Source organism: Citrobacter sp. CtB7.12, from assembly GCF_001297795.1.
Lineage (GTDB): Bacteria > Pseudomonadota > Gammaproteobacteria > Enterobacterales > Enterobacteriaceae > Citrobacter_A > Citrobacter_A amalonaticus.
This window is the reverse complement of sequence record NZ_LIFT01000022.1, coordinates 13,682-39,705: the sequence shown is the minus strand read 5'-3', so window position 1 is coordinate 39,705 and position 26,024 is coordinate 13,682. Positions and strand designations below refer to the sequence as shown.

Sequence of the window (26,024 nt, the reverse complement as noted above, 5' to 3'; positions counted from 1 at the left end):
TCACTATGACTCAAACGTATTTTGAAGAAAAAGTCATTCAGCAGACTTTAGATTATAACTATGCAGAATATAGTGATGTTGATAACTTTAATATTGCGTATGGCATCGACAAGAACTTCCTTTTTGGTTGCGGTGTGTCCATTGCGTCAATACTGATTGCTAACCCCGATACACCATTTTCCTTTCATGTCTTTACGGACTCATTTAGCAATGATGAACAGGCGCGATTTAATGCGTTGGCAAAGCAATACGCCACCCAAATCGTGGTGTATCTCGTTGACTGTGAGCAGTTGAAATTATTACCAAGTACTAAAAACTGGTCATATGCAACGTACTTCCGGTTTATTATCGCCGACCACTTCGCTGGAAAAATAGACAGGGTACTGTATCTGGATGCAGATATTGCCTGTCAGGGAAGTGTACAAGAACTGATTGACCTCCAGTTTGCTGAACATGAAATTGCGGCCGTGGTAGCGGAGGGAGAGTCAGAGTGGTGGACGAAACGCTCAGTCAGTCTGGCAATGCCGGGACTGGTTTCTGGCTACTTTAATGCGGGCTTTTTGCTGATTAATCTTCCTGTCTGGACTGCTGAAGATATTTCCCGCAAGGCTATCGAGATGTTACGCGATCCGGATGTAGTACAGCGTATCACTCACCTGGACCAGGATGTACTGAATATGTTGCTGGTCGGCAAGGCGCGTTTTATTGGCAAGAAGTTTAATACCCAATTCAGCATCAATTACGAATTAAAGCGTGATGTGGTTAACCCTGTGGATGAAAATACGGTGTTCATTCATTATATTGGGCCGACTAAGCCCTGGCATCAATGGGGCAACTACCCTATCGCGCAAAGCTTTTTGAATGCGAAAAAGTTATCACCCTGGTGTAATGTTGAATTGCTGAAACCTAACAACAGTCATCAGTTGCGTTATGCGGCGAAGCATATGTTCAACCAGAAGCAATATTTCTCTGGTCTGGTAGATTATGCACTTTACTTTAAAAGCAAAATTATTAAATAAATATAATTATAGGTGGCGCAGTGGACTCATTTCCTGAAATAGAGATAGCAGAATATAAAGTTTTTGATGAGCGCTATGATACTAATGGTAATACATTAAATATTTCTTATGGAATTGATGAAAACTATCTTGATGGTGTCGGGGTGTCTATTACCTCGGTATTAATTCATAATGATATAAATGTTGCTTTTCATATTATCTGCGATAACTATACACAAAGCTTCGTTGATAAGATTGAAGCGCTGGTGCAAGAGCATAAGATAAAAATTTCATTATACCTTATCAATGTCAAATGCCTTGAGGTATTGCCGAAAACACAGGTCTGGTCAAGAGCCATGTATTTTCGACTTTTCGCTTTTGATTTTTTTCACTATAAACTGGAAAAATTGCTGTACCTTGATGCTGATGTCATTTGCAAAGGCTCTCTGGACTATCTTCTGGACCTTGATCTCAATGATAACGTCGCTGCCGTGGTAAAAGATGTTGACTCAATACAGTCCAGGGTAAATGAAAGGCTACCCTCTTTTAATCTTCAGGGTCGATATTTCAACTCCGGTGTTGTCTTGATAAATCTCAGGCGATGGGCTGAGAACCAATTAACTGCCAGGGCGTTGTCTCTTTTGACAGACAGTGATGGAAGTGCAACCTTTTTTAAATATCCGGATCAGGATGTCCTGAATATACTGCTGCGCGATAAAGTTTATTTTTTACCTCGTGAATACAATACAATTTATACCATTAAAAGTGAATTAAGCGATAAGACGCATAAAAAATATTTAAATATAATCCATGCTGATACAAAACTGATTCACTATACAGGGGCGACAAAACCCTGGCATGCCTGGGCAAATTATCCCTCCGCGATTTATTATACTAATGCATTTATTAAATCACCGTGGAAAGGGGTTCCTGCCAAAGATGCGCGAACGATGGTTGAGTATAAAAAAAGATATAAACATCTTTTGGTTCAAAAACATTATCTGCGTGGAGTAATTGCGGGTGCAGCGTACCTCTATCGTAAAATTTTAGCGAAATAATACCTTTATAATTATGATCACTGAAACAAAAATTAAAAACTATACCGTATTTGTAAAACAAGATGGCGAGAAATACATTGATATTTTCAATGATTTTTTAACGCATAATCTTAAAGTGTTAAGAGTCTTTCGTAGTATTGAGGATACCAAGGTCGTATTAATTGATACTGACCATGGAAAATATATCCTGAAAGTATTTCACCCTAAAGTAAAAAATACTGAGCGATTTTTTAAGTCGTTGGTTAAAGGGGATTACTACGAAAAGCTTTTTTACCAGACCGATCGCGTGCGGCAGGAAGGTTTTGACGCCTTAAATGACTTTTATTTGCTTGCTGAAGTGAAGACCCTTCGTTATGTGCATACTTACATCATGATCATTGAGTATATCGAGGGGGTTGAACTGGTAGACCTGCCTGTCATCTCCGATGATGTGAAAGAGAAGATAAAGCAATCCATTCAAGGGTTGCATCAGCATGGTATGGTCTCAGGTGATCCGCATAAAGGTAACTTCATATTACAAAATGATGAAATAAGAATAATCGATCTGTCCGGAAAAAGACCTTCCCGACAGAGAATGGCGAAAGATCGTATTGATTTAGAACGCCACTATGGTATTGAAAATAATAGAAAAGACTTGGGGTTTTATCTGCTGGTTTATAAGAAAAAATGGCGGAATTTCCTGCGCCGTCTGAAAGGTAAAAGTGTGCGCTAAGCTTCATTGTGATTATTTAGAATATTGCTTTTAGTCGTTCTAAATGCAAAAATGAGTTTGTATATTTTGTGAGCAAATCTGGTCGGTCTGGTTTGCTCATCCTCGCTAAAGATAAACCATGAACACTTTCCTCAAAGATTCATCGTGATTTAAGTTGCATGACAAACCTACAGGTTTCATATGAGTAATGTTAAGTTTATAACTCGAGCAGGTGTTCAGCAACTTATTGCCAACAGAACATCTGATAACGTGATCATTTTCTTATCGGGACCCACCTCCCGAGGGACACCGCTTTCTCTTTTGCAGAACAATGATGTCATTACTGTTAACGGCGCTGCGGAATACTTGCTCAGTAATAGTATTACTCCCTTCATTTATGTCTTAACAGATGCGCGTTTTTTGCTACAAAGACGTCACGATTTTTATAAATTTAGCCGGGCGAGTAAGTTTACAGTCGTTAATATGGATGTTTATGAAGCCGCTACTGAAGAAGATAAGAAATATATGCGGACTCATTGTTTGATTTTACGCGCATTTTATAAACGTGAAAAAGGCGGCTTTTTCAAGAAACTGAAGCTAGAAATGCTTTCAAAATGGAATAAGAATCTCTTGATTCGGGTGCCCATTTCTAAACGTAAAAGACTGGTGGGATTTAGTAAAGATATCAGTTTAGGTTACTGCTCATGCCATACAGTGGCGTATACGGCGATGCAGATAGCGTATTCATTAGGTTATGACAACACGATCTGTTCCGGATTAGATATCACCGGGAGCTGTGCGCGTTTTTATGATGAGAGTCGCAATCCAATGCCTTCTGAACTGAGCAAGGATTTAATCAAAATTCTGCCATTTTTCCAGTTCATGTGTGAGAGCGTTGATGACTTTAATATCTATAATCTGTCTGACGATACCGCAATAAGCTATGATATTATTCCCTATATTAAGGCAGCGGATGTCGCAGCGTTACCCTCCAGACAGCACATCAGGAACAATGCGCACGATCTTCACGATCGTGCCGATTCTTATGTAAGTTAGTATTAACCTCTTTTATATTTGTAGTGTGGTAACTCGCATGGGTTTAGGTGCTTTTCATAAGAAAAAAAGATTCTGCATTAATAAAATCAAGATTAATTTTTTGTCATTTTTCTTCACCAGGAAAAAGAATGCAAAAATTAATGCAGACAAGATTCAGACTTGCTTGCTAATCCATGATAACAACAAGTTAGGCGATTTAATTGTATTGAGTTCGCTGTATCGCGAACTGACTAATCGTGGTGTACAACTGTCAATATTAACCACGGAAACGGGGAAAGCGTTTCTTTCTGGTAATCGTCGCATACATCAGTTTTATATTAAAAAATCAAATGCAATCAGTGATGTACTGGCATTACGTAAATGTCTTTCCCGCGAATCTTTCGATATCGTACTTGATCCTTTTGAAACCATGCCTTCCTTTGGTCACAGCCTGTTGCTGTCGGGTGTCAGACACGCTCATATCCTGGGTTTTGATAAGTGGTATAAACGTTACTACACCGTTTACCATCCGCATGATGAGAAGTTAACGGCGCACATGTGTACACGGGCCAGTGAAATACTGCGTTATTTTTATGGCGATGAACGTCATGAATTTGATGTGAGTTATGATTTACCTCTGCCAGAGTCGGTTGAAAAAGATGTTCTGAATTTTGTTGGCGACTCAAAAATAATTATTATCAATGCATTAGGGGCAAAGAAAATCTGCCGGCTGTCTGATGAGCAGATCGGTACGATTTATTCGCATCTCTGTAAACAGTATCCGGATTACCGAATTATTTTTACCGGCTTAGCCGAAGATATTCGCTCTATTGCGATACCGGGCATTGAATCACTGCCCTTTAAAGAATTCATTTATACGGTTGCACTGACAAAATTCAGTCAGTATGTCATCTCCGTGGATACTGCACTGGTCCATATTGCATCGGCATATGAAATTCCAACGCTCGCGCTTTATCCAAATGCGCGACAAACGACCTACCCCTCACACCTTATCTGGGCACCGAATAACTGCAATGCGTTACAGGTGGTCTCTCCGACGTATACGGTGAAGGATATTAGCCTGAAGGTGCTGACTGAATCGGTAGAGGGGTTGCTGTCAAAACACCAGAAGTGAGTGATAGCTCACTTCTGATCGTCAGGTTATTGTGACGCAATATCGCCGTGCTGTCGGTTTTTCTTGAGGAAAAGCATTAAAACGATCGCGGTTATTAAGATGATTGGTACGCTCCGAGACCAGAGAATAACATCACTCAGCCCGATTCCAATGGCGGCTAACGTTAATGCAAACAGTCCCAACGAACGGTGATAATAGACCGTAAAGAACAACGCGATATAGAAGAAAAGCGTCGACAGAACCCCGGCAATCCCTTTCAGTGAGGCGGCTTCGATGAGCTCATTGTGCAAATGGACATTCGAAAATTCGAGTGCGCCTTGCAGGTACTTATGTTCTTTCGCTAATTCCGTCATTCGCTGTGCCCGCGTATCGGCCGAGCGTGCCGCGAACGGCGCGTCTTTAAAGATATCAAAGCCAATCTCATACATCGCCAGCCGTGCGCCCAGAGAACTATTACTGTTGCCCTGACTGTAGCGATTCAAATCTGAAACACCTTCATGATAACGGTTATAAATCGGCTTACTGAATATGGCGATCAGGACAACCAGCGCAATCAAAAAGCCAATGACTGAAAAGAAGAGTTTTTTTGGCGACTTGATATACCCGGCAACCAACGACAGCGCACAGATCACCGGGAAGATCAACAGCGTGGAACGCGTCTGGGTAAGTGCCAGGGCATAGAATATCGCGATGGCATTCAATAAAAATAATATCGGGTGATTCCGCTGGGTGTAGAGAATCGATATTCCGCTGACAATCCCGACAAACATAATGGAGTAGGCGGCGCCCGTAGCCGTACCAATGCCGAAATCAAGACGAGCCATGCCAGTAGTGGATTTTATGTAATATGCATATCCCGCGATAAAAAATGACAGCGAATACAGGATATAAAGCGGTAACTCTTTCTTAATGCGAATTCTTGACGTCAGCGCCAGCAAAGTAAGAAAAGCGCCAAAGAGAAAGATTTTCGCCGTGTTCAAATAACTGTGATAGGTCGCGCGAAAGGGAGAATGATCAACCTTAAAGGCGGAATACCAGACGACGTCCAGCGCGCCGATGATAAAAATAGCGAGCGGTAGCAACCAATACTGTACCGAATAGCTTTCAGGTTTACCGCGTAATAGCAGCGCCAACAGACCCAATATCGCCGTAACATTATATAACTTCATGCTTAGCGTATTATCAAACATTGCGACAATCAGCGTGATGGCACAGAGCAAATAAGTTGTTACTTCCAGTGCTGAAGACGTCTTCGTGGCGTAGTGACGCCAGGGACTGATAAGACTCAAGGTTGGCATTCAATTACCTTTATAATAATGATGATAGTTCGTCGCGGACTGAATCAGCGTTTAGCATTGCTAATTGATTTCCTGGCGCACGACACGCCACCTGGTTCTTCCCGTAACCACCAATGAGCCCTGGATCCGTAGGACCGTACAACGTGACATTAGGTCGATCGAGTGCGGCGGTCAGATGGCTTAACCCCGTATCGACTGAAACGACAAATTTTGCTCCCGCCAGTACGCGTGCGACGCCTTCCAACGTCATTCGCGGTAATACCTCAACGTGAGCGAATCCCTCAGATAACCTCTTCGCCCGTGCTTCTTCATGAGGCGCGCCCCAGGGCAATTTAATGCTTATCCCACTGTCAGCTAACAGACCGATTAACGCTCGCCAGTTTGCCTCCGGCCAGTGCTTATCATCGCGCGTTGTGGCATGCAAAAAGACGGCATAGGGCTGTTCACCCGTACTTCCGAAGGTAAGGAAATGCTGCGCAATGGCATAATCGCCCTGCGACGCCGGTTTTTGATAGCCTAAACTTTTTGCAAACAGTTCGCGCGTACGCTCTACGGCATGCTGTTGTCTGGCAATATGATGGCGGCGATTATAGAACAGGCTGGCCAGCGGTTCACGCGCGGTTTGCCAGTCCATGCCGTGTTTTACCCCGTGCGCCAGACGTGTGACCAGCGCCGCGCTTTTCACCAGTCCCTGGGCGTCGATGATAGCGTCATAGTGCTCAGCCTGTACGGCATCGCGAAAGGCTTTGCGTTCTGCTTTAATCGGCGCGGAAAACCAGGCTTTACGCCAACGGCGAATCGCCACGGGGATGACACGGTTCATCGCGGCATGCCAGGACGGTATCTGCGCAAACCCTTCTTCAACCACCCAGTCAAACTGAATATCGGGGATGGCCTGTTGTGCATCCGTGAGTGCCGGCAGGGTATGTAGCACATCACCCATTGAGGACGTTTTGACGATCAGAACCCGCATTCGTCAGGCTTCCTCTTGTAGTAACAGACTGTTGAGTTCTTCCAGTACGCGCGCCGGCGTAATGTCGATCAGACTCTGATGATAGCCTTCGGCGGCATCGCCTTTGCGTACTTTGTGATAGCCCGTTATCAGGCGAATTACACGTGCTTTATGTGACAGAGGCGGGGTGAAATCCGGGCTACTTGGGCCATAGAGAGCGACCAGCGGGCGATTCAGCGCCGCGGCGACGTGCATCAGGCCGGAGTCGTTGGTGACAACGGCTTTACACGCGCCAATCAATATGACCGCCTGTTCGAGCTGTGTTTCGCCCGCCAGGTTACGACACCACGCCTGTTGTTCATCACTCAATGTCGCCAGAATTTCGTTTCCAGCCTCATGATCTTTCGCCGAGCCAAACAGCACTATCTGATAGCCTTCATCGATGAGCTGTTTCGCCAGTTCCGCATAATGGTAGTGCGGCCAGCGTTTTGCCGGACCGAACTCCGCGCCGGGGCAAAAGCCAATCATCGGACGTTCGTCAGAAAGCGAAAACGCGCTGCAGGTTAACGACTTTTCACCTTCGCTCACCTGGAGTTGCGGCCACAATAGCGGCTGCGGCAGATCTTTCGCCGTGCGCATCACGCCTTTATCGTAGGCCAGCGCCACGTAACGCTCGACCATTAAGGGCCAGGCGGCTTTATCCAGTACGCGCGCATCGTTAAGCAGGCCGTAGCGCATTTCACCGCGCCAGCCCGTACGGTGAGGGATACCGGCAAAGAAAGGAACCAGCGCTGATTTAAACGAGTTGGGCAACACGTAAGCGCGATCATAGCGTTTTTCACGCAGACTGTGACCCAGTTTGCGGCGTTCGCCAAGTTCGAGTGCGCCGTGGCCGAGCGGCATTGGAATTGCCTCGTTGACTTCCGGCATCCGCGATAACAACGGACGGCACCATGCCGGTGCCATCACATCGATTATCGCCTGGGGATAGCGCGCCTTGAGCGTGCGATAGAGACTTTGCGACATCATCATGTCGCCTACCCATGACGGGCCAATCACCAGAATCCTCATAGATTGCCTGCCTTACGCGTCGCGGTTCAGCCAGGTCATATATTCCGTAACGCCTTCGGCAACGGTCTTGAAGGGCTTATCGTAGCCCGCAGCGCGCAGGTTGGTCAGATCGGCCTGAGTAAATGCCTGGTAGCGACCTTTCAGTTTTTCCGGGAACGGAATGTACTCAAGTTCACTTTTCTTATGGTATGCCAGCGCGGCATCTGCCACCGCCTGGAAAGATTCTGCACGACCGGTACCCAGGTTAAAGATGCCGGACACGCCGTTCTCCCAGAACCACAGATTTACATCCGCCACGTCGCCGACGTACACGAAGTCACGCTTGAAGTTTTCGCTACCTTCAAACAGCTTCGGCGTTTCGCCGTTGTTGAGTTGCGTATTGAGATGGAAAGCCACGCTTGCCATGCTACCTTTATGGCCTTCGCGGGGTCCGTAGACGTTGAAGTAACGGAAGCCGACGATCTGTGAATTGGCTTCTGGCAGGATCTGACGCACATACTCGTCAAACAGGAATTTAGAGTAACCGTAAACGTTCAGCGGTTTCTCATATTCGCGGGATTCGATGAAGTCAGACGTGCGACCGCCATAGGTGGCAGCGGAAGAGGCATACAGGAACGGAATTTCGCGCTCCAGGCAGTAATGCAGCAGCTCTTTGGAGTACTGATAGTTGTTATCCATCATGTACTTGCCGTCCCACTCGGTGGTGGAAGAGCAGGCCCCTTCGTGGAAAATGGCTTCGATCTCGCCGAACTCTTCGCCCGCCATAATCTGGATTAAGAAATCTTCTTTATCCATATAGTCGGCAATGTTCAGATCCACCAGGTTAACAAACTTGGTGCCGTCTTTCAGGTTGTCCACCACCAGGATATCGGTGATACCTTTATCATTCAGGGACTTAACGATGTTGCTGCCGATAAAGCCCGCGCCGCCGGTAACGATGATCATAACTGTAACCTATGAATTATGGAGTCAGAGACAATCTCAGACACGAATACCTCTTATCATATCACTACATAGCGTTGGCTTCAGCCATTCACCGAATGGTCGTGTGGGTACGCGTGATTTATCCTGCATTTTAAAGAAGTGATAATGCGTCATCTCGTATCAGCGTCCAGGGTTAGGTAAGATGTGCTGAAATTTGCCCAGTCTGGAGAATCGCAATGCGTGGGGATTTTTACAAACAGTTAACCAACGATCTGCAAACCGCCCGTGCGGAAGGATTGTTTAAAGAAGAGCGCATTATTACGTCTGCTCAGCAGGCCGATATCACGGTGGCGGATGGTAGCCACGTCATTAACTTCTGTGCCAACAACTATCTGGGGCTGGCGAACCATCCAGAGCTGATTGCTGCGGCAAAAGCCGGTATGGATTCTCACGGATTCGGGATGGCGTCGGTGCGCTTTATCTGCGGCACCCAGGACAGCCATAAACAGCTTGAGCAAAAGCTGGCTGAATTCCTCGGCATGGAAGATGCCATTCTTTACTCCTCCTGCTTTGATGCCAACGGCGGCCTGTTCGAAACGCTGCTCGGCGCCGAGGATGCGATTATTTCCGATGCCCTGAACCATGCCTCTATCATTGACGGCGTGCGTCTGTGTAAAGCAAAGCGCTTCCGCTATGCCAACAACGATATGCAGGAACTGGAAGCGCGTCTGCAAGAAGCGCGCGACGCCGGGGCTCGTCATGTGCTGATTGCCACTGACGGCGTGTTCTCAATGGACGGCGTCATCGCCAACCTGAAGGGCGTGTGCGATCTGGCTGACAAATACAACGCGCTGGTGATGGTCGATGACTCTCACGCGGTGGGGTTTGTCGGAGAGAACGGTCGTGGTTCCCATGAGTACTGCGACGTGATGGGCCGCGTAGATATCATCACCGGCACGCTGGGTAAAGCGCTTGGCGGCGCGTCTGGTGGCTATACCGCCGCGCGCAAAGAGGTGGTTGAATGGCTGCGTCAGCGCTCTCGCCCGTATCTGTTCTCTAACTCGCTGGCGCCGGCGATTGTCGCTGCCTCCATCAAAGTGCTGGAGATGGTTGAGTCTGGCGGTGAACTGCGCGATCGCCTGTGGGCTAACGCGCGTCAGTTCCGTGAGCAAATGTCTGCCGCCGGGTTTACCCTGGCGGGTGCCGATCACGCGATTATCCCGGTGATGCTGGGTGACGCGGTGATTGCACAAGATTTTGCCCGCGAGCTGCAAAAAGAGGGCATTTACGTCACAGGATTCTTCTATCCGGTTGTTCCGAAAGGCCAGGCGCGCATTCGTACTCAGATGTCTGCGGCGCATACTCCGGAACAAATCACCCGCGCGGTGGAAGCCTTCACCCGCATTGGTAAACAACTGGGCGTTATTGCCTGAGGATGTGAGATGAAAGCGTTATCCAAACTGAAAGCGGAAGAGGGCATCTGGATGACCGACGTTCCGGAACCGGAAGTCGGCCACAACGATCTACTGATTAAAATCCGTAAAACAGCCATCTGCGGCACTGACGTTCACATCTATAACTGGGATGAATGGTCGCAAAAAACCATCCCGGTTCCTATGGTTGTCGGCCATGAGTACGTTGGCGAAGTGGTCGGTATCGGTCAGGAAGTGAAAGGCTTCAAAATCGGCGACCGCGTGTCTGGGGAAGGGCACATTACCTGCGGACACTGCCGTAACTGTCGTGGCGGACGCACGCACCTGTGCCGTAATACCACAGGTGTGGGCGTGAACCGTCCGGGCTGTTTCGCAGAATACCTGGTGATCCCGGCGTTCAACGCGTTCAAAATTCCGGACAATATCTCGGATGACCTGGCCTCCATCTTTGACCCGTTTGGCAATGCGGTGCATACGGCGTTGTCGTTCGATCTGGTCGGCGAAGACGTGCTGGTGTCGGGGGCTGGCCCTATCGGTATCATGGCGGCGGCGGTAGCGAAGCACGTGGGCGCACGCAACGTGGTGATCACCGACGTGAACGAATACCGTCTTGAACTGGCGCGTAAGATGGGTATCACCCGCGCAGTCAACGTGTCGAAAGAGAGCCTGAATGAGGTGATGGACGAACTGGGCATGACTGAAGGGTTTGATGTTGGCCTGGAGATGTCCGGTGCGCCGCCAGCATTCCGCGCGATGCTTGACACCATGAATCACGGTGGTCGGATTGCGATGCTGGGCATTCCTCCCTCAGACATGTCTATCGACTGGACGAAGGTGATCTTTAAGGGGCTGTTCATTAAAGGCATTTACGGCCGCGAGATGTTCGAAACCTGGTACAAGATGGCCGCGCTGATTCAGTCTGGTCTGGATCTGTCGCCGATCATCACCCACCGCTTCTCGATTGATGAGTTCCAGAAAGGCTTTGACGCCATGCGTTCAGGCCAGTCCGGGAAAGTCATTCTCAGCTGGAATTAATCAGATAAGGCCGGAAAATCCGGCCTTATTTCCTGAGGAATATCTGGAAAGCTGTAAAGAATTGTCATTGTCATAAATAATTCGTAATTGCGTCGTAGTCTTATATTGCTGTTTACCTGATGCCCCTAAGCTGAAGTCTCCTGGAGCCTTTACAAATATTATTATCAGCCTTAATCGTTTCTTAATACAAAGGCTGTAAAAAGGCGGATAACTTCAAAGGCATTCGGTAATTTATTATGATGAAAAGTACAAACAGACTCAGTGTTATTATCCCGTTATATAATGCGGGTAATGATTTTAAAGCCTGCATGGAATCTCTCATCGCGCAAACATGGACTGCCCTGGAAATTATTATTGTCAATGACGGGTCAACGGATAATTCTGTTGATATAGCAAAGTATTACGCCGAAAACTATCCTCATGTACGACTGCTCCACCAGGCGAATGCCGGAGCATCGGTCGCCCGTAACCGCGGGATGGAGGTGGCGAGTGGTAAGTACATCGCATTTGTTGATGCCGATGACCTCGTCTATCCGCACATGTACGAAACGCTAATGACAATGGCGCTGGAGGACGATCTGGACGTCGCGCAGTGCAATGCCGACTGGAGCGAGCGGGATACCGGCGTGACCTGGCAATCTATTCCGACCGACCGGATCCGTTCAACCGGCGTACTCACCGGTCCTGACTGGCTGCGTATGGCGCTTTCATCCCGCCGCTGGACCCACGTGGTGTGGATGGGGGTTTATCGTCGGGATGTGATTGAAAAGAATAACATCCGCTTTATTCCCGGATTACATCATCAGGATATTGTGTGGACCACGGAATTTATGTTTAACGCGCTGCGTGCGCGTTATACGGAAGAATCCTTGTATAAATATTTCTTACATAATAATTCTGTCAGCCGACTGAAACGTCAGGGTAATAAAAACCTGAACTATCAGCGACATTACATTAAGATTACCCGCTTATTAGAGAAGCTGAATCGGAATTACGCAGACAGGATTACTATCTATCCTGAATTTCATCAACAAATAACGTATGAAGCATTGCGTGTTTGTCATTCCGTGCGCAAAGAACCCGATATTTTGACGCGTCAGCGAATGATTGCCGAGATTTTTACCTCGGGGATGTATAAACGTATGATAATGAACGTGCGCAGCGCCAAGGTCGCCTATCAGGCGTTACTGTGGTCAGTGAGATTGTACCAATGGCGCGACAAAACGCGTTCGCACCATCGTACTGCACGTAAAGCGCTTAACCTGGGTTAACGCTGTTATCGCGGGGCGATTTTCCCCAGCCTTGCCACTGATTCTGGAACCAGTTCACCAGCGTGCTCTGACTGATGCTTTCGCTTAACACGCTGAAGAATCGACTGGTATAGACCGGTTCTACAGGTTTCTTCGCTTTACACAACGCCACGCCGCGGAATGGATTTCGCGGGGCGTCGTTGGTTTTCGGCGGTGTCAAATTCGGCGTGGAGGTATCTACCTGCGGCTCATTGAGCAGGCTGCTCGGACGGACAAGGGTGATGTCGGCTGGCAGGTTATACACCATTTGCTGTAACACACGTACCGTCGACGGATGAGGGTGGCCTATCGCGATGGCAGAACCGTTGCGGCGTGCCAGATCAATCGCGCGGGTAAACTGGCGGCGAATGTCCGCGTCGTTTTGCGTGTCGTCGAGAAACACTTTCCGCTTAATCACCTTTACGCTGGTTCCGGATGCGGCACGCATCGCCTGACTGTTACCGATGGTCATACTGTCGAGAAAATAGAGATCGTAGCGTTCCAGCGCCTGCATCACTTTTTGCATACCAAACAGGCTGGAAGTCATTGCGCTGCCCATGTGGTTGTTGAGCCCCACCGCGTAAGGCACTTTGCCAACCGCCTCGCGAATGATCCGTTCAATTTCGTCGCTGCTCATCTCCGGACGTAGGGTGTCTTTCTCCAGCGGCTGTTTACTCAGCGGTGCCATCGGCAGATGGATCAGCACTTCATGACCGCTGTTATGCGCTTTGGTCGCCATTTCGCGCGCATGAGGCGCATTGGGTAGCACGGCGACGGAGATTTGAGAGGGCATCGCCAGCACCTGATTCTCGTAATGTGGGCGGTAGCCAAAATCGTCAATGACGATGGCGAGTTTGCCAGCAAAAACAGGGGAGGCGAATGCCAGCAGGCTGGCGAATGAAAGAACAGTACGACGAAACTGAGGCAAAACTTATCTTCCCAACCACGGTTGTGGATTGACGGCCTGACCCTGGCGACGAATTTCGAAATAGAGCGACGGTCGACCCTGACCCCCGCTGCTACCTACCAGCGCAATCGGCTGGCCGGCGCGAACCTGCGTACCGACACTGACCAGCGCACTCTGGTTGTAGCCATAAAGACTCATGTCGCCCTTGCCGTGTTCAACGACGACGACCAGTCCGTATCCCTGCAGCCAGTCCGCCAGAATGACGCGACCATCGGCAATGGCTTTCACTTCAGTGCCTTCAGACGCACCGATAACCATCCCCTTCCAACGTAGCTCACCTTGCAGTTGTTCGCCATAGCGATGCAGCGTGGGACCGCGAACGGGCCAGAATGCCTGGCCGCGTGGCGAACCCAGACCGCCGGTACGCGACATCAGCGATTTCTCACTGTCTGTGGGCTTGTACGTGGTGCCTTTGCGGGTGGCCTCTTTCTGGCGATTACGTACCGCTTCCGCCTCGCGTGCTTCGCGTTCGGCACGGGCTTTGGCGGCCGCCTCGGCACGGGCAATGCTGTTACGCAAACGGGATTCGTTGGCGCGCAGTTCACTGAGCTGTTGCTGGCCTTGCTGAATGGAGGATTCCAGCCCGGCGAGGGTTTTCTTACGTTCGTTACGCGCCTGTTCAAGCTTCGCCTGCTGGGCGCGCTGTTCATACAGCAGCGTCTGTTGCTGACTCTGCTTCTCTTCCAGTTCGGCACGCTGGGCGGCGACCTCTTCGCGAGTCTGCTTCAACTCGTTGATCGTCTCCTGGCGCGCCTGGTTCAGATAACCAAAGTAGGCCTGCAAACGCTGACCGCGCTGGCTCTCTTCACCGCTGAGGATAAGCTGAATACCCGTGTGTTCACCCTGGCGAAACGCGGCATCCAGCTGCGCGGCGAGGCTGCGCTCCTGGTTGGCTTTCTGCCGTTCCAGCTTCGCAATAGAAGCATTCATCTCATCGATTTGTTTGTTCAGCTGCGCAAGCGTGTTTTGCGTTTCACGTAACTGGCGTGCGGCGGCGGAGATGGCCTCTTCCTGCGCCTTCAGTTGCGCAAGCAGGCCAGAACGTTGTTGCTGTTGCTGACGAACAGCACGTTCTTTGGCGGCGATATCTGCCTGAATGGATTTAAGCTGATCGCGGTCATCCGCGTGGGCGGAAAAGGCGCACAACAATACGCCAGCGCTCACCACGCTGGCGTAAATCAAGGGCCTGACTGAAAACCGTCTTGGTTTCATGGCCCCATTTTCGCTATTTATCGTCTTTCCCCTCATGGGGAAGGATTATTCCACGATGAACAGCGGCTTACCAGTCATCTCTTGCGGGATTTCCATGCCCATTAGCGTCAACATGGTGGGGGCGATATCGGAAAGTTTGCCGCCTTCCACCGCTTTCACATTTTTGTTGCCGACATAAATCAGCGGAACCGGCAGGTTAGTGTGCGCGGTGTGCGCCTGACCGGTTGCCGGATCGCGCATTTGCTCGGCGTTGCCGTGGTCAGCGGTGATCAGCAGTTGACCGCCAACGGACTCAACCGCTTTTGCCACCTGCTCAACACAGTGGTCCAGCGCTTCAACCGCTTTAACCGCCGCTTCCATCACACCGGTATGACCGACCATGTCGCCGTTCGGGTAGTTACAGATGATGGTGTCGTATTTCCCGCTTTCGATAGCGGCCACCAGTTTTTCGGTCAGCTCTGCGGAGCTCATTTCCGGCTGCAGATCGTAGGTCGCCACTTTCGGTGAGTTGATCAGGATGCGGTCTTCACCGGTGAACGGTTCTTCAACGCCGCCGTTGAAGAAGAAGGTGACGTGGGCGTATTTTTCGGTTTCAGAGATACGCAGCTGCGTTTTGTCATTCTTCGCCATCCACTCGCCAAACGTGTTCGCCAGCGAGGCGGGCGGATAGGCAACGGCCGTTTTGATGTCCGCAGCGTATTCGGTTAGCATCACGAAGTTCAGATTAACCACTTTCTTGCGCGCGAAGCCGTCGAAGTCGGCGTTAACAAAAGCACGGGTGATTTCACGCGCGCGGTCAGCACGGAAGTTCATGAAAATGAGCGCGTCGCCGTCTTCCATCGCGGCATCGGCCTGGCCTGTGGCGCGGATCACGGTGGCTTTCACGAATTCATCGTTTTCATCGCGGGCATAGGCGGCCTGCAGACCTTCAACGGCGGTATTAGCCTGGAATTCACCCTGCGCCAGCGTCATCAGGTCATACGCTTTCTCCACGCGATCCCAACGGTTGTCGCGGTCCATCGCATAGTACCGGCCAATGATAGAGGCGACGCGACCTTTGCCCAGCGCGGCAAATTTCTCTTCGAATTTTTTCAGTGATGACTCAGCGCTGCGTGGCGGCGTATCGCGGCCATCGAGGAAAGCATGCAGATAGATTTTTTCTGCGCCACGCTCAGCGGCCAGTTCAACCATCGCCATGATGTGATCTTCGTGGCTATGGACGCCACCGGCAGAGAGCAGACCCATGATGTGCACGGCTTTACCGGCGTTTTTCGCCTGGTCAACCGCGGCGGTCAGCGTTGGGTTGGCAAAGAAAGTGCGTTCTTTAATTTCAACGTCCAGACGGGTCAGGTCCTGATACACGATGCGGCCCGCGCCCAGGTTAACGTGACCGACTTCGGAGTTACCCATCTGACGATCGGGCAGGCCCACTTCCAGACCGGAAGCATCGATCAGGGTATGCGGGCGTTTTGCCCACAGCACATCCATTACCGGGGTTTTGGCATTAAAAATGGCGTTATCCTGGCTGTCTTCACGGTAGCCATAGCCATCCAGAATCACCAGTACCATAGGTTTTTTAGAAACCGACATTGCGAAACCTCACACTCAAGAGACAAAAATAATTGCGTAATTTTACTACAGCTGAATCGATAAAATAGCCTCAGAAGATCAAAGAATGGGGCAGGCTGGTTCACGGATGGTACGGATTTGCACTTTTTTTTCCGTAGTGCCCCGCAAAAATGCAATCCATTGCACGCGCTGGCTGTATTTGCGCCAACGCGCAGGTATACTCCTGTCCTGGTTTTTTTAATCACTGAGTCGGGAGTTGTTACCCCCCATGCAAGAAATTATGCAATTTGTTAGCCGCCATCCCATACTGAGTATCGCCTGGATTGCGTTACTGGTGGCGGTTTTGTTCACCACGTTTAAAGGCCTGACGTCGAAAGTTAAGGTCATCACTCGCGGCGAAGCCACGCGTCGTATCAACAAAGAAGACGCCGTTATCGTGGATTTACGTCAGCGTGACGATTTCCGCAAAGGCCATATCGCGGGTTCCATTAACCTGCTGCCGAGCGAAATCAAAGCGAACAACGTGGGCGAGCTGGAAAAACACAAAGACAAACCGGTTATCGTGGTCGATGGTTCCGGCATGCAGTGCCAGGAAGCGGCAAACGCGCTGATCAAAGCGGGCTTTGAGAACGTGTCTGTGCTGAAAGAAGGCGTTGCGGGCTGGAGCGGTGAGAATCTGCCGCTGGTTCGTGGGAAATAATTTTCCCGACGTAAACGAATTTGGAGATAAGTATGGCCAATATCGAGATCTACACTAAAGCAACCTGCCCGTTTTGCCATCGTGCGAAAGCGCTGCTGAACAGCAAGGGTGTGAGCTTCCAGGAACTGCCGATCGACGGCGATGCCGTGAAGCGTGAAGAGATGATCAAGCGCAGCGGTCGTACGACGGTTCCACAGATTTTTATTGATGCACAGCACATTGGCGGCTGTGATGACTTGTATGCGTTGGATGCGCGTGGTGGACTTGATCCCCTGCTGAGCTAACGCTGGGCCATGTTATTGGCATCAAGCGCTATTTAAGGACAACACTAAAGGGTTTTCTACACATGTCAGAACAAAACAACACCGAAATGGCTTTCCAGATCCAGCGTATTTACACCAAAGATGTCTCTTTCGAAGCGCCAAATGCGCCGCATGTTTTTCAGAAAGATTGGCAGCCAGAGGTTAAACTTGATCTGGATACAGCATCTACTCAACTGGCAGATGACGTATACGAAGTGGTGCTGCGTGTTACCGTAACGGCTTCCCTCGGTGAAGAAACGGCGTTCCTGTGCGAAGTTCAGCAAGGCGGTATCTTCTCTATCAGCGGAATCGAAGGCACCCAGATGGCGCATTGCCTGGGCGCATACTGCCCGAACATTCTGTTCCCGTATGCCCGCGAATGCATCACCAGCCTGGTTTCACGCGGTACGTTCCCGCAACTGAACCTTGCGCCGGTTAACTTTGATGCGCTGTTCATGAACTATTTACAGCAGCAGGCTGGCGAAGGTACTGAAGAACATCAGGATGCCTGATGAACCAAAGTAATGCTTCAATGACTGTGATCGGTGCCGGCTCGTACGGCACCGCTCTTGCCATCACCCTGGCAAGAAATGGCCACCAGGTTGTCCTGTGGGGCCACGATCCTAAACATATCGCGACCCTTGAGCACGATCGCTGCAATGTCGCGTTCCTCCCGGATGTGCCTTTCCCCGATACGTTACGCCTCGAAAGCGACTTAGCTACTGCGCTGGCGGCCAGCCGCGATATTCTGGTGGTCGTGCCAAGCCATGTCTTTGGCGAAGTATTGCGACAGATTAAGCCTCTGCTGCGTCCTGACGCGCGTCTGGTCTGGGCAACCAAAGGGCTGGAAGCAGAGACGGGACGCCTGTTGCAGGATGTTGCCCGTGAAGCGCTGGGCGATAAAATCCCGCTGGCAGTGATTTCCGGACCGACGTTCGCGAAAGAGCTGGCGGCAGGCATGCCGACGGCCATCTCCCTGGCCTCCACTGACGACACCTTTGCTGATGACTTACAGCAACTGCTGCACTGCGGTAAGAGTTTCCGTGTCTACAGCAACCCGGATTTTATCGGCGTTCAGTTGGGCGGCGCGGTGAAGAACGTGATTGCGATCGGCGCAGGAATGTCTGACGGCATTGGTTTTGGCGCTAACGCCCGTACTGCGCTAATTACGCGTGGCTTGACAGAGATGTCGCGTCTGGGCGCGGCGCTGGGCGCCGATCCCCAGACCTTTATGGGAATGGCCGGGTTAGGCGATCTGGTGCTGACCTGTACCGACAACCAGTCGCGCAACCGCCGTTTTGGCATGATGCTCGGTCAGGGCATGGATGTACAAGGCGCGCAGGACAAGATTGGACAGGTGGTTGAAGGCTACCGCAATACAAAAGAAGTTCGCGAGTTGGCGCACCGTTTTGGTGTCGAAATGCCAATAACCGAGGAAATTTATCAAGTATTATATTGCGGAAAAAACGCGCGCGAGGCAGCATTGACGTTATTAGGTCGTGCACGCAAGGATGAGCGAAGCAGCCACTAGTCTCAAGGATCCGTTTTTAAAAAATGACCCGGCCCGCGAAGAACGGGCCGGTCGTTAGCCTCATTACCTGGAGCCCGCAATGCCGTGTGAAGAACTGGATATCGTCTGGAACAATATAAAAACCGAAGCCCGCGCTCTGGCAGACTGTGAGCCTATGCTGGCCAGTTTTTACCACGCAACGCTACTCAAGCATGAGAATCTGGGCAGTGCGCTAAGCTACATGCTGGCGAACAAACTGGCATCGCCCATTATGCCCGCCATTGCGATCCGTGAAGTGGTCGAAGAAGCGTACGCAGCAGACCCGGAAATGATCGCCTCAGCAGCCTGTGATATTCAGGCCGTCCGCACGCGTGACCCGGCGGTCGATAAATACTCCACTCCGCTTTTGTACCTGAAAGGTTTTCATGCCTTGCAGGCCTACCGTATTGGTCACTGGTTATGGAATGAAGGCCGCCGCGCGCTGGCAATCTTCCTGCAAAACCAGGTCTCCGTGACGTTCCAGGTGGATATTCACCCCGCGGCGAAGATTGGTCGTGGGATCATGCTCGATCATGCCACCGGCATTGTCGTCGGTGAGACGGCGGTGATCGAAGATGACGTGTCGATCCTGCAATCGGTCACCCTCGGCGGTACCGGTAAAACCAGTGGCGATCGTCATCCCAAAATTCGTGAAGGCGTGATGATTGGCGCGGGGGCGAAAATCCTCGGCAATATCGAAGTCGGACGTGGGGCAAAAATTGGCGCCGGTTCCGTGGTGTTACAGCCCGTTCCGCCGCACACCACCGCCGCTGGCGTCCCGGCGCGCATTGTCGGTAAGCCAGACAGCGATAAGCCGTCAATGGATATGGATCAGCATTTCAACGGGATACACCATACGTTTGAGTACGGCGACGGTATTTGATCTCTTGCCCGGTGGCGCTGTGCTTACCGGGCCTACAAAACCGTAGGTCGGATAAGGCGACAGCCGCCATCCGACGATTCAAAGTGTGCGCAAGACTGCGCCAGGATATCCCAACTGGCGCCACGCCTCATACACCACCACCGACACGGCATTTGACAGGTTCATACTGCGGCTGTCCGGCATCATCGGAATACGTATTTTTTGTTCAGCGGGCAGGGCATCGAGAATGCTGGCTGGCAGACCGCGCGTCTCCGGACCAAACATCAGATAGTCGCCATCCTGATAGCTCACCGCGCTGTGTGCAGGCGTGCCCTTGGTCGTCAGCGCGAACATGCGCTGCGGTTTTTCAGCTTCGAGAAATGCAGCGTAATCATGATGGCGAACCACCGCAGTAAATTCATGATAATCCAGTCCCGCGCGGCGCAGGCGTTTGTCGTCCCAGGTAAAGCCCATAGGCTCAATAATATGCAGACGAAAGCCTGTGTTTGCGCACAGACGAATGATGTTGCCCGTGTTCGGCGGGATTTCTGGTTCAAATAAGACGATGTTGAGCATGCTGCCCCCTTAATTACGGGGGGCAGAATAACACTTTCATTACGCCGCATCACCTTGCGATAGCGGTGCCAGTGCGGCAGGGAGCTTGTTGATTTCCTGTACCAGGGAATCCTTGCTGATGTCGGTGATGGATTTCGCACCGGTCAGCGTCATGGCAACTTTCATCTCTTTTTCAATCAGATTCAGCAAGTTTGCCACTCCCGCCTGACCTGCCGTCGCCAGCGCGTACAGATACGCACGGCCCAGCAAAATGGTATCTGCGCCCAGCGCAATCATTCGCACCACGTCCAGCCCGTTACGGATACCGCTGTCCGCGAGAATGGCGATATCGCCTTTCACCGCATCGGCAATGGCGGGCAGTGCGCGCGCGGAAGAGAGCACGCCGTCCAACTGACGGCCTCCGTGGTTAGAGACCACAATCCCATCTGCACCAAAGCGAACGGCGTCGCGGGCGTCTTCCGGATCGAGGATCCCTTTGATCACCATCGGACCATCCCAGAACTCCCGGATCCACTCAAGGTCCTTCCATGAAATTGACGGATCAAAGTTGTTTGCCAGCCAGCCGATGTAATCTTCCAGTCCGGTTGGCTTGCCGAGGTAAGCGGAGATATTGCCGAGATCGTGAGGACGACCGTTCAGACCGACGTCCCACGCCCACTGTGGATGAGTGACCGCCTGCCAGTAGCGACGCAGCGCGGCATTCGGGCCGCTCATCCCGGAGTGAGCGTCACGATAGCGTGCCCCCGGCGTCGGCATATCGACCGTAAAGACCAGCGTTGAGCAGCCCGCCGCTTTTGCGCGTTCCAGCGCATTACGCATGAATCCACGGTCGCGCAGAACATACAACTGGAACCACATCGGACGGTTAATAGTGGGCGCGACTTCTTCTATCGGGCACACGGAGACGGTGGAAAGGGTAAACGGGATCCCTTTCGCATCGGCTGCCGCTGCAGCCTGCACTTCGCCACGGCGGGCATACATGCCGCACAGCCCGACCGGCGCCAGCGCCACGGGCATCGACAGTTTTTCGTTAAACAGCGTGGTTTCCAGGCTCAAGTCAGACATGTTTTTCAGCACGCGCTGGCGTAGCGCCACGTCCGATAAGTCTTCCACGTTACGCCGCAGGGTATGCTCCGCATACGCGCCGCCGTCGATGTAGTGAAACAGGAACGGGGGCAGAATGCGCTGGGCTGCGGCGCGATAATCGCTGGCGGCTGAAATAATCATGCTTTGTTCTCCCTGGGATTTTCATTGTGGTCGCCGGGCAGACGGGTAATGCGCGCCTGGCGAGCCTGGTCTTCATCAAATTGTTTAATGGTGGTATGGACGAAACTGAGGTGCGCCATCATCGCCTTACGCGCGCCGTCGGCGTCGCCCGCGAGAATGGCATCCAGTACGGCCTGATGTTGCTCCGTCAGCCGGGAAAAGACGGGCGGAACGAGATACATGCGCTGTCGGCTTTGCTTCACCGACGAATGCAGAACGTCGAAGAACCCGCGCATCGTTTGTAACAGCACCACGTTATGCGAGGCTTCGGCGATAGCCAGATGAAAACGAACGTCGGCCTGTGAGGCAAGATCCGGGTCTTCGCTGAGCGTGGCGTCAAAGCAGAGTTTGATTTTCTCTTTGTCGGCCGTGGTGGCGCGTATCGCCGCATGCCAGGCCGTACTGGCTTCGATGGCGTGTCGGGCTTCGAGAATATCGAAACTGTAATCCGGGTCGTCGGCCATCAGGGTTTTCAGCGGCTGAACAATGTTCTGTTCAGACCACTCTTCATGCTGCCAGCGGACAAACGTGCCGCCGCCGCGACGGCTGAGTAGCACACCTTCGCTGACGAGCTTTGCCAGCGCTTCGCGCAGCGAGTTACGCGAGACGCCAAGCTGTACCGCCAGTTGGCGCTCGGCGGGCAATTTCATGCCCGCTTCCAGCTGTTGTTCTTCAATCAGCGCCCGCACACGAGAGGCAACCTCGTCCGACAGGCGTCTGGGCATCACGATCATGGAATCATCCAGGTTAAGACGTAAGCCTGAAGCGTGGTGATCACGCCCACCATGCAGGTGAAAATCAGGCTGTGTTTGACGGTAAAACGGAACAGATCCGACTCTTTGCCGACCAGTCCGACCGCCGCACAGGCGATGGCGATGGACTGTGGCGAAATCATTTTTCCGGTGACGCCACCGGTGGTATTGGCCGCCACCATCAGCACATCGGACACGCCGATTTGCTGTGCGGCAGTTGCCTGCAGGGCGGCAAACAGCGCGTTAGATGAGGTATCTGAACCGGTCAGGAATACCCCCAGCCAGCCGAGGAACGGCGAGAAGAAGGTAAAGGCGCTGCCCGTGTGCGCCAGCGCTAACGCCAGCGTCGAAGAGAGCCCGGAATAGTTGGAGATAAACGCAAAGGCCAGCACCATCCCGATGGAGTAGATCGGCAGCGCCAGTTCCTTCAGCGTGCTGCCGAAGGTCTGAATGGCGGCGGAAGGCTTCATCTTCAGCCAGACGATTGACAGCAGTGCGGCGAACAGGATGGCGGTGCCGGTCGCGGAGAACCAGTCAAATTTATACACTGCCGCGTAGGCGGTGGCTTCGTGAACCACGGGCGGCATGCGGGCAACCAGTTTGTCGAGGAACGGGACCGGGATGTTAATCACCCAGTCGTACAGCGCGCCGCCGGGAGCGAACAGGGCTTTAAACGGCGGCACGCTCCAGAGGGTTACGGTGGCCGTCAGGAACAAAAACGGCGACCAGGCGCGAACAACCTGTCCGGCGGTATAGTTCGTGCGTGCCAGCGTCTGATCAACTTGTGATGCGCCCATATCGCCAAAGCGGAAGATGCGAACCGGCTGCCAGCGTTTCAGGAACAGCGTCAGACAGACCAGCGAGACCAGCGAGGAGATGATGTCCGGCAATTCCGGGCCGATAAAGTTGGAGCTGAGGTACTGAGCAATAGCGAATGAACCACCCGCCACCATGACCGCAGGCCAGGTCTCTTTCACGCCGCGCCAGCCATCCATGATCGCCATGATCCAGAACAGTACGATAATTGTCAGGAACGGTAACTGACGACCCACCATCTGGCCGATTTCAAAGCTGTCCAGCCCGGTCACCTGGCCGGCGACCAGAATCGGGATCCCCATGGCACCAAACGCCACGGGCGCGGTATTGACGATCAGGCACAGTCCAGCGGCATACAGCGGGTTAAACCCGAGACCTACCAGCAGCGCGGCAGTGATGGCAACGGGGGCACCAAATCCCGCCGCCCCTTCGAGGAAGGCGCCAAATGAGAAGCCGACGATCAGCATTTGCAAACGCTGGTCAGGGGTAATCGACAGAATGGACAAGCGGATGATGTCGAACTGCCCGGTTTTCACCGAGATTTTGTAAACAAACACTGCGGCGATAATGATCCAGGCAATCGGCCATAGACCGTAGAAGAAACCGTACATCACCGAGGCCAGTGCGTGATCGACCGGCATTTTGTAGAAGAGCAGCGCCACGGCCAGCGCGATCACCACCGTCCACGAAGCGGCAACATAGCCTTTCAGCTTGAGCTTAATCAGCGCGAAAAAGAAAAACAGAATCGGGAGCGATGCGATCAGACTGGAAAGCCAGATGTTACCGGCCGGATCGTAGTTTTGTTGCCAGAGATTCATTGCAGGTCTCCTGAGGACCACACGCACAATGCAGTGAGTCTGTGCTCATCTTTTCGTCACATTATGTGTAAAAGTGGTCCAGCCAATATTGTTGTGTAGGGATAATGACAACGAATGGTTAATCAAATGTTATTTATTGGCAACGGCAGTGTAGGCTTAAATTAATGAATTGTGAACCAGTGGTCGTAACTGAAGGGGATTGGTAGGGCCAATTAAGGGAGGACCGGACAGCGGACGTGCTGCCCGGTATAAAAAATCAAAACTCGGTCTTTGCGAAGCCAGTCATCTCTTGCAGGCCCATTTCGCGGCCTAAGGCGGTCATTGGATGAACCACTACCAGACCGCGCACGCTTTTCTTCAGCTTGCCCATATCGGCCTGCTCTTTTTTGCTGATCGCACGACGGTACGGCAGATTCATCAGTTTCTGCGCCTCTTTGCTCAGTTTTTGACTGTGAACGTCACGCAGACGGGCGATTTCTGCTTCCAGTGTGGCTTTCTCTTTTTCCAGCTCAGCGTATTTATCGGCGGCTTCAACCAGGGACAGATCGGCCTGCTGGTGGCGGATAGCGTCGAGGCGATCGCTCAGACGTTTGATTTCGTTTTTTTCGACTTCTTTCATGGGATGGCTTCTGATAGAAATATAGTGAATGGCCTATAGTATGCGCGCAGAGCGGGTTTATTCACAACTAATGGGATAATAATAATCAAATAACGCGAGTATTCATTTGCTAACTATTTTTATAACTGACTGATTAATTAAACATTTTAGACCATAACAGGATCATGTAAGAGATAATTTGCCGCCAATGGATTAAGCACGTTTTCCTTAATGTTATGACGCGGGCGATCCTACACTAAAATTGACCGTTGCGCTTAAGCACGGCGGGACCGCATGGAGGAGATAACATGGCAAAAATAGGCGAGAATGTTCCGCTTCTGATTGATAAAGCTGTGGATTTTATGGCCTCAAGTCAGGCGTTTAAAGAGTATCTGAATAAAATGCCTGCGCGTGATGACGTTCCGAGCGAAGTGCCTGCAGAAAATGCGCAGATGTACCTGCAACGACTGAATTATTACCGGCGTCTGTATCAACCCGTGCAGGAAAAGGAGTAGCAGGCAGAGCGAGGCCTACTTCTGGAAGGCTTTTTTTAAGCTGATTTTAGAAATCAGCTCAGTCAGGGAGAGAACCATCGTCGAGCGCACCGCTTGCTGGTAGCGCTGGGTTTGCATGGCGTACAAACTGGGGTCGGCGGCGTCAAACTGCGGCGGGGGTGGCAGCGCCAGTACGCAGTGCAGTTCACCGAACGGCCCGAGAATCTCATCATCCGTAAAGGCATACTCATTGCCGTCATGATTCATCTCTTCGCGCATCGCCATCAGCAGCTCTGCGTCTTCATATTCAGGACGACTGAGGACGCCCAGACCGTAGATCAGTTTCAGGCGCACAGACAGATCGCCCAGCGGTCCGTCGCCGTCGAGTAACGGTTCTACAGCGTACTTCACTGCGTAGTCATCTTTGCGAAACACCTGAAGCACCAGAATGTTTACCGCCTCGGTGAGTAACTCCACGGCGGTGATCAGGAAGCTCCGTACGGTTTTGCCAGCATTCAGACGCTCAAGCACACGATTTTCAAAGGCCTGGGTTTGTTCCATTATTGCCTGCATATCTGACAATCTATTAATCAGGCGCAGGGGCTCCTGCGCCAGTTCCAGCAT

Annotated in this window: 27 protein-coding genes; 14 read left to right on the top strand and 13 right to left on the bottom strand. The window is 51.4% G+C overall.

From position 1 onward, the window contains the following. Positions 1 to 5 precede the first annotated feature (5 nt). The 5 genes from waaO (at position 6) to AOY24_RS19900 (ending at position 4,917) form a co-directional block, all read left to right on the top strand. Positions 6 to 1,019: a lipopolysaccharide 3-alpha-galactosyltransferase gene (gene waaO / locus AOY24_RS19920; protein ID WP_054177215.1), complete on the top strand. Its 1,014-nt coding sequence runs from the start codon at positions 6 to 8 to the stop codon at positions 1,017 to 1,019. A gap of 20 nt (positions 1,020 to 1,039) precedes the next feature. Beyond that, a complete protein-coding gene (locus AOY24_RS19915; RefSeq protein WP_054177214.1) occupies positions 1,040 to 2,056 on the top strand; it encodes a glycosyltransferase in 1,017 nt (338 codons plus the stop codon). Between the two features lie 13 nt (positions 2,057 to 2,069). Beyond that, the gene (rfaY, locus tag AOY24_RS19910; protein ID WP_044267560.1) at positions 2,070 to 2,768 is read left to right on the top strand and encodes a lipopolysaccharide core heptose(II) kinase RfaY; all 699 of its coding nucleotides are present in this window, start codon (positions 2,070 to 2,072) and stop codon (positions 2,766 to 2,768) included. 180 nt (positions 2,769 to 2,948) lie between these two features. Then, positions 2,949 to 3,803: a 3-deoxy-D-manno-oct-2-ulosonate III transferase WaaZ gene (waaZ, locus tag AOY24_RS19905; RefSeq protein WP_042998620.1), complete on the top strand. Its 855-nt coding sequence runs from the start codon at positions 2,949 to 2,951 to the stop codon at positions 3,801 to 3,803. Between the two features lie 37 nt (positions 3,804 to 3,840). Continuing rightward, positions 3,841 to 4,917, top strand: a complete 1,077-nt coding sequence (locus AOY24_RS19900; RefSeq protein WP_054177213.1) for a glycosyltransferase family 9 protein — start codon at positions 3,841 to 3,843, stop codon at positions 4,915 to 4,917. A 26-nt stretch (positions 4,918 to 4,943) separates the two neighbouring features. Here the strand turns inward: AOY24_RS19900 and AOY24_RS19895 are convergent, their stop codons facing one another. The 4 genes from AOY24_RS19895 to rfaD are packed head-to-tail and all read right to left on the bottom strand — an operon-like array spanning position 4,944 to position 9,183. Then, on the bottom strand, positions 4,944 to 6,215 hold the full coding sequence (locus AOY24_RS19895) for an O-antigen ligase (RefSeq protein ID WP_054177212.1): 1,272 nt from the start codon (positions 6,213 to 6,215) through the stop codon (positions 4,944 to 4,946). 10 nt (positions 6,216 to 6,225) lie between these two features. Beyond that, on the bottom strand, positions 6,226 to 7,188 hold the full coding sequence (gene rfaC / locus AOY24_RS19890; protein ID WP_054177211.1) for a lipopolysaccharide heptosyltransferase RfaC: 963 nt from the start codon (positions 7,186 to 7,188) through the stop codon (positions 6,226 to 6,228). A gap of 3 nt (positions 7,189 to 7,191) precedes the next feature. Further along, on the bottom strand, positions 7,192 to 8,238 hold the full coding sequence (gene rfaF / locus AOY24_RS19885) for an ADP-heptose--LPS heptosyltransferase RfaF (protein WP_042998616.1): 1,047 nt from the start codon (positions 8,236 to 8,238) through the stop codon (positions 7,192 to 7,194). Positions 8,239 to 8,250: 12 nt separating this feature from the next. Then, the gene (gene rfaD / locus AOY24_RS19880) at positions 8,251 to 9,183 is read right to left on the bottom strand and encodes an ADP-glyceromanno-heptose 6-epimerase (RefSeq protein ID WP_042998615.1); all 933 of its coding nucleotides are present in this window, start codon (positions 9,181 to 9,183) and stop codon (positions 8,251 to 8,253) included. A 215-nt stretch (positions 9,184 to 9,398) separates the two neighbouring features. Here rfaD and kbl point away from each other — a divergent pair, with 215 nt between their 5' ends. The 3 genes from kbl (at position 9,399) to AOY24_RS19865 (ending at position 12,901) form a co-directional block, all read left to right on the top strand. Continuing rightward, positions 9,399 to 10,595 (top strand): glycine C-acetyltransferase, encoded by a 1,197-nt coding sequence (kbl, locus tag AOY24_RS19875; protein WP_042998614.1) that lies wholly within the window; start codon positions 9,399 to 9,401, stop codon positions 10,593 to 10,595. A 9-nt stretch (positions 10,596 to 10,604) separates the two neighbouring features. Beyond that, positions 10,605 to 11,630 carry an L-threonine 3-dehydrogenase gene (gene tdh, locus AOY24_RS19870; protein ID WP_042998613.1) on the top strand — a complete coding sequence of 342 codons (1,026 nt, stop codon included), beginning with the start codon at positions 10,605 to 10,607 and terminating at the stop codon, positions 11,628 to 11,630. A 236-nt stretch (positions 11,631 to 11,866) separates the two neighbouring features. Next, positions 11,867 to 12,901 carry a glycosyltransferase gene (locus tag AOY24_RS19865; protein ID WP_042998612.1) on the top strand — a complete coding sequence of 345 codons (1,035 nt, stop codon included), beginning with the start codon at positions 11,867 to 11,869 and terminating at the stop codon, positions 12,899 to 12,901. Here the strand turns inward: AOY24_RS19865 and AOY24_RS19860 are convergent. The 3 genes from AOY24_RS19860 to gpmM are packed head-to-tail and all read right to left on the bottom strand — an operon-like array spanning position 12,888 to position 16,688. Next, positions 12,888 to 13,847 carry a divergent polysaccharide deacetylase family protein gene (locus AOY24_RS19860; protein WP_054177210.1) on the bottom strand — a complete coding sequence of 320 codons (960 nt, stop codon included), beginning with the start codon at positions 13,845 to 13,847 and terminating at the stop codon, positions 12,888 to 12,890. The genes AOY24_RS19865 and AOY24_RS19860 overlap by 14 nt on opposite strands. Positions 13,848 to 13,850: 3 nt before the next feature. Further along, positions 13,851 to 15,134: a murein hydrolase activator EnvC gene (gene envC, locus AOY24_RS19855; protein WP_042998610.1), complete on the bottom strand. Its 1,284-nt coding sequence runs from the start codon at positions 15,132 to 15,134 to the stop codon at positions 13,851 to 13,853. A 9-nt stretch (positions 15,135 to 15,143) separates the two neighbouring features. Beyond that, positions 15,144 to 16,688 carry a 2,3-bisphosphoglycerate-independent phosphoglycerate mutase gene (gpmM, locus tag AOY24_RS19850; protein ID WP_054177209.1) on the bottom strand — a complete coding sequence of 515 codons (1,545 nt, stop codon included), beginning with the start codon at positions 16,686 to 16,688 and terminating at the stop codon, positions 15,144 to 15,146. A 247-nt stretch (positions 16,689 to 16,935) separates the two neighbouring features. On the opposite strand from gpmM, the gene AOY24_RS19845 reads away from it, so the two are divergent. From AOY24_RS19845 to cysE, 5 genes are all read left to right on the top strand, one after another. Continuing rightward, entirely contained in the window at positions 16,936 to 17,367 is a 432-nt protein-coding gene (locus AOY24_RS19845; protein WP_042998608.1) for a rhodanese-like domain-containing protein, read from the top strand. A gap of 32 nt (positions 17,368 to 17,399) precedes the next feature. Next, complete coding sequence (gene grxC / locus AOY24_RS19840) at positions 17,400 to 17,651, top strand: glutaredoxin 3 (protein WP_012908148.1); 252 nt, start codon at positions 17,400 to 17,402, stop codon at positions 17,649 to 17,651. Between the two features lie 62 nt (positions 17,652 to 17,713). Next, positions 17,714 to 18,181: a protein-export chaperone SecB gene (secB, locus tag AOY24_RS19835; RefSeq protein WP_003024155.1), complete on the top strand. Its 468-nt coding sequence runs from the start codon at positions 17,714 to 17,716 to the stop codon at positions 18,179 to 18,181. After that, a complete protein-coding gene (gene gpsA / locus AOY24_RS19830) occupies positions 18,181 to 19,200 on the top strand; it encodes an NAD(P)H-dependent glycerol-3-phosphate dehydrogenase (protein ID WP_042998607.1) in 1,020 nt (339 codons plus the stop codon). The genes secB and gpsA overlap by 1 nt, the downstream gene beginning before the upstream one ends. Before the next feature lie 79 nt (positions 19,201 to 19,279). Next, on the top strand, positions 19,280 to 20,101 hold the full coding sequence (cysE, locus tag AOY24_RS19825) for a serine O-acetyltransferase (RefSeq protein ID WP_042998606.1): 822 nt from the start codon (positions 19,280 to 19,282) through the stop codon (positions 20,099 to 20,101). A 78-nt stretch (positions 20,102 to 20,179) separates the two neighbouring features. On the opposite strand, the gene trmL is transcribed toward cysE, so the two are convergent. From trmL to AOY24_RS19800, 5 genes are all read right to left on the bottom strand, one after another. Then, positions 20,180 to 20,656 carry a tRNA (uridine(34)/cytosine(34)/5-carboxymethylaminomethyluridine(34)-2'-O)-methyltransferase TrmL gene (gene trmL, locus AOY24_RS19820; protein WP_042998605.1) on the bottom strand — a complete coding sequence of 159 codons (477 nt, stop codon included), beginning with the start codon at positions 20,654 to 20,656 and terminating at the stop codon, positions 20,180 to 20,182. Between the two features lie 39 nt (positions 20,657 to 20,695). Then, positions 20,696 to 21,883 (bottom strand): FMN-dependent L-lactate dehydrogenase LldD, encoded by a 1,188-nt coding sequence (lldD, locus tag AOY24_RS19815; protein WP_054177208.1) that lies wholly within the window; start codon positions 21,881 to 21,883, stop codon positions 20,696 to 20,698. Beyond that, entirely contained in the window at positions 21,880 to 22,656 is a 777-nt protein-coding gene (gene lldR / locus AOY24_RS19810) for a transcriptional regulator LldR (protein ID WP_042998603.1), read from the bottom strand. The genes lldD and lldR overlap by 4 nt, the downstream gene beginning before the upstream one ends. Further along, the gene (gene lldP / locus AOY24_RS19805; RefSeq protein ID WP_054177207.1) at positions 22,653 to 24,308 is read right to left on the bottom strand and encodes an L-lactate permease; all 1,656 of its coding nucleotides are present in this window, start codon (positions 24,306 to 24,308) and stop codon (positions 22,653 to 22,655) included. The genes lldR and lldP overlap by 4 nt, the downstream gene beginning before the upstream one ends. Before the next feature lie 256 nt (positions 24,309 to 24,564). After that, complete coding sequence (locus AOY24_RS19800) at positions 24,565 to 24,927, bottom strand: YibL family ribosome-associated protein (protein ID WP_042998601.1); 363 nt, start codon at positions 24,925 to 24,927, stop codon at positions 24,565 to 24,567. Between the two features lie 287 nt (positions 24,928 to 25,214). Between AOY24_RS19800 and AOY24_RS19795 the strand changes: the two genes are divergently transcribed. Beyond that, positions 25,215 to 25,421, top strand: coding sequence for a hypothetical protein (locus tag AOY24_RS19795; protein WP_042998600.1), 207 nt, complete (start codon positions 25,215 to 25,217; stop codon positions 25,419 to 25,421). A 15-nt stretch (positions 25,422 to 25,436) separates the two neighbouring features. On the opposite strand, the gene mtlR is transcribed toward AOY24_RS19795, so the two are convergent. Beyond that, positions 25,437 to 26,024, bottom strand: coding sequence for a mannitol operon repressor MtlR (mtlR, locus tag AOY24_RS19790; RefSeq protein WP_072185421.1), 588 nt, complete (start codon positions 26,022 to 26,024; stop codon positions 25,437 to 25,439).

Coding starts and splice junctions, on each gene's coding strand:
- waaO (WP_054177215.1), top strand. CDS start 6: ATGACTCAAACGTATTTTGAAGAAAAAGTCATTCAGCAGACTTTAGAT.
- rfaY (WP_044267560.1), top strand. CDS start 2,070: ATGATCACTGAAACAAAAATTAAAAACTATACCGTATTTGTAAAACAA.
- waaZ (WP_042998620.1), top strand. CDS start 2,949: ATGAGTAATGTTAAGTTTATAACTCGAGCAGGTGTTCAGCAACTTATT.
- AOY24_RS19900 (WP_054177213.1), top strand. CDS start 3,841: ATGGGTTTAGGTGCTTTTCATAAGAAAAAAAGATTCTGCATTAATAAA.
- AOY24_RS19895 (WP_054177212.1), bottom strand. CDS start 6,215: ATGCCAACCTTGAGTCTTATCAGTCCCTGGCGTCACTACGCCACGAAG.
- rfaC (WP_054177211.1), bottom strand. CDS start 7,188: ATGCGGGTTCTGATCGTCAAAACGTCCTCAATGGGTGATGTGCTACAT.
- rfaF (WP_042998616.1), bottom strand. CDS start 8,238: ATGAGGATTCTGGTGATTGGCCCGTCATGGGTAGGCGACATGATGATG.
- rfaD (WP_042998615.1), bottom strand. CDS start 9,183: ATGATCATCGTTACCGGCGGCGCGGGCTTTATCGGCAGCAACATCGTT.
- kbl (WP_042998614.1), top strand. CDS start 9,399: ATGCGTGGGGATTTTTACAAACAGTTAACCAACGATCTGCAAACCGCC.
- tdh (WP_042998613.1), top strand. CDS start 10,605: ATGAAAGCGTTATCCAAACTGAAAGCGGAAGAGGGCATCTGGATGACC.
- AOY24_RS19865 (WP_042998612.1), top strand. CDS start 11,867: ATGATGAAAAGTACAAACAGACTCAGTGTTATTATCCCGTTATATAAT.
- envC (WP_042998610.1), bottom strand. CDS start 15,134: ATGAGGGGAAAGACGATAAATAGCGAAAATGGGGCCATGAAACCAAGA.
- gpmM (WP_054177209.1), bottom strand. CDS start 16,688: ATGTCGGTTTCTAAAAAACCTATGGTACTGGTGATTCTGGATGGCTAT.
- AOY24_RS19845 (WP_042998608.1), top strand. CDS start 16,936: ATGCAAGAAATTATGCAATTTGTTAGCCGCCATCCCATACTGAGTATC.
- grxC (WP_012908148.1), top strand. CDS start 17,400: ATGGCCAATATCGAGATCTACACTAAAGCAACCTGCCCGTTTTGCCAT.
- secB (WP_003024155.1), top strand. CDS start 17,714: ATGTCAGAACAAAACAACACCGAAATGGCTTTCCAGATCCAGCGTATT.
- gpsA (WP_042998607.1), top strand. CDS start 18,181: ATGAACCAAAGTAATGCTTCAATGACTGTGATCGGTGCCGGCTCGTAC.
- cysE (WP_042998606.1), top strand. CDS start 19,280: ATGCCGTGTGAAGAACTGGATATCGTCTGGAACAATATAAAAACCGAA.
- trmL (WP_042998605.1), bottom strand. CDS start 20,656: ATGCTCAACATCGTCTTATTTGAACCAGAAATCCCGCCGAACACGGGC.
- lldD (WP_054177208.1), bottom strand. CDS start 21,883: ATGATTATTTCAGCCGCCAGCGATTATCGCGCCGCAGCCCAGCGCATT.
- lldR (WP_042998603.1), bottom strand. CDS start 22,656: ATGATCGTGATGCCCAGACGCCTGTCGGACGAGGTTGCCTCTCGTGTG.
- lldP (WP_054177207.1), bottom strand. CDS start 24,308: ATGAATCTCTGGCAACAAAACTACGATCCGGCCGGTAACATCTGGCTT.
- AOY24_RS19800 (WP_042998601.1), bottom strand. CDS start 24,927: ATGAAAGAAGTCGAAAAAAACGAAATCAAACGTCTGAGCGATCGCCTC.
- AOY24_RS19795 (WP_042998600.1), top strand. CDS start 25,215: ATGGCAAAAATAGGCGAGAATGTTCCGCTTCTGATTGATAAAGCTGTG.
- mtlR (WP_072185421.1), bottom strand. CDS start 26,024: ATGCTGGAACTGGCGCAGGAGCCCCTGCGCCTGATTAATAGATTGTCA.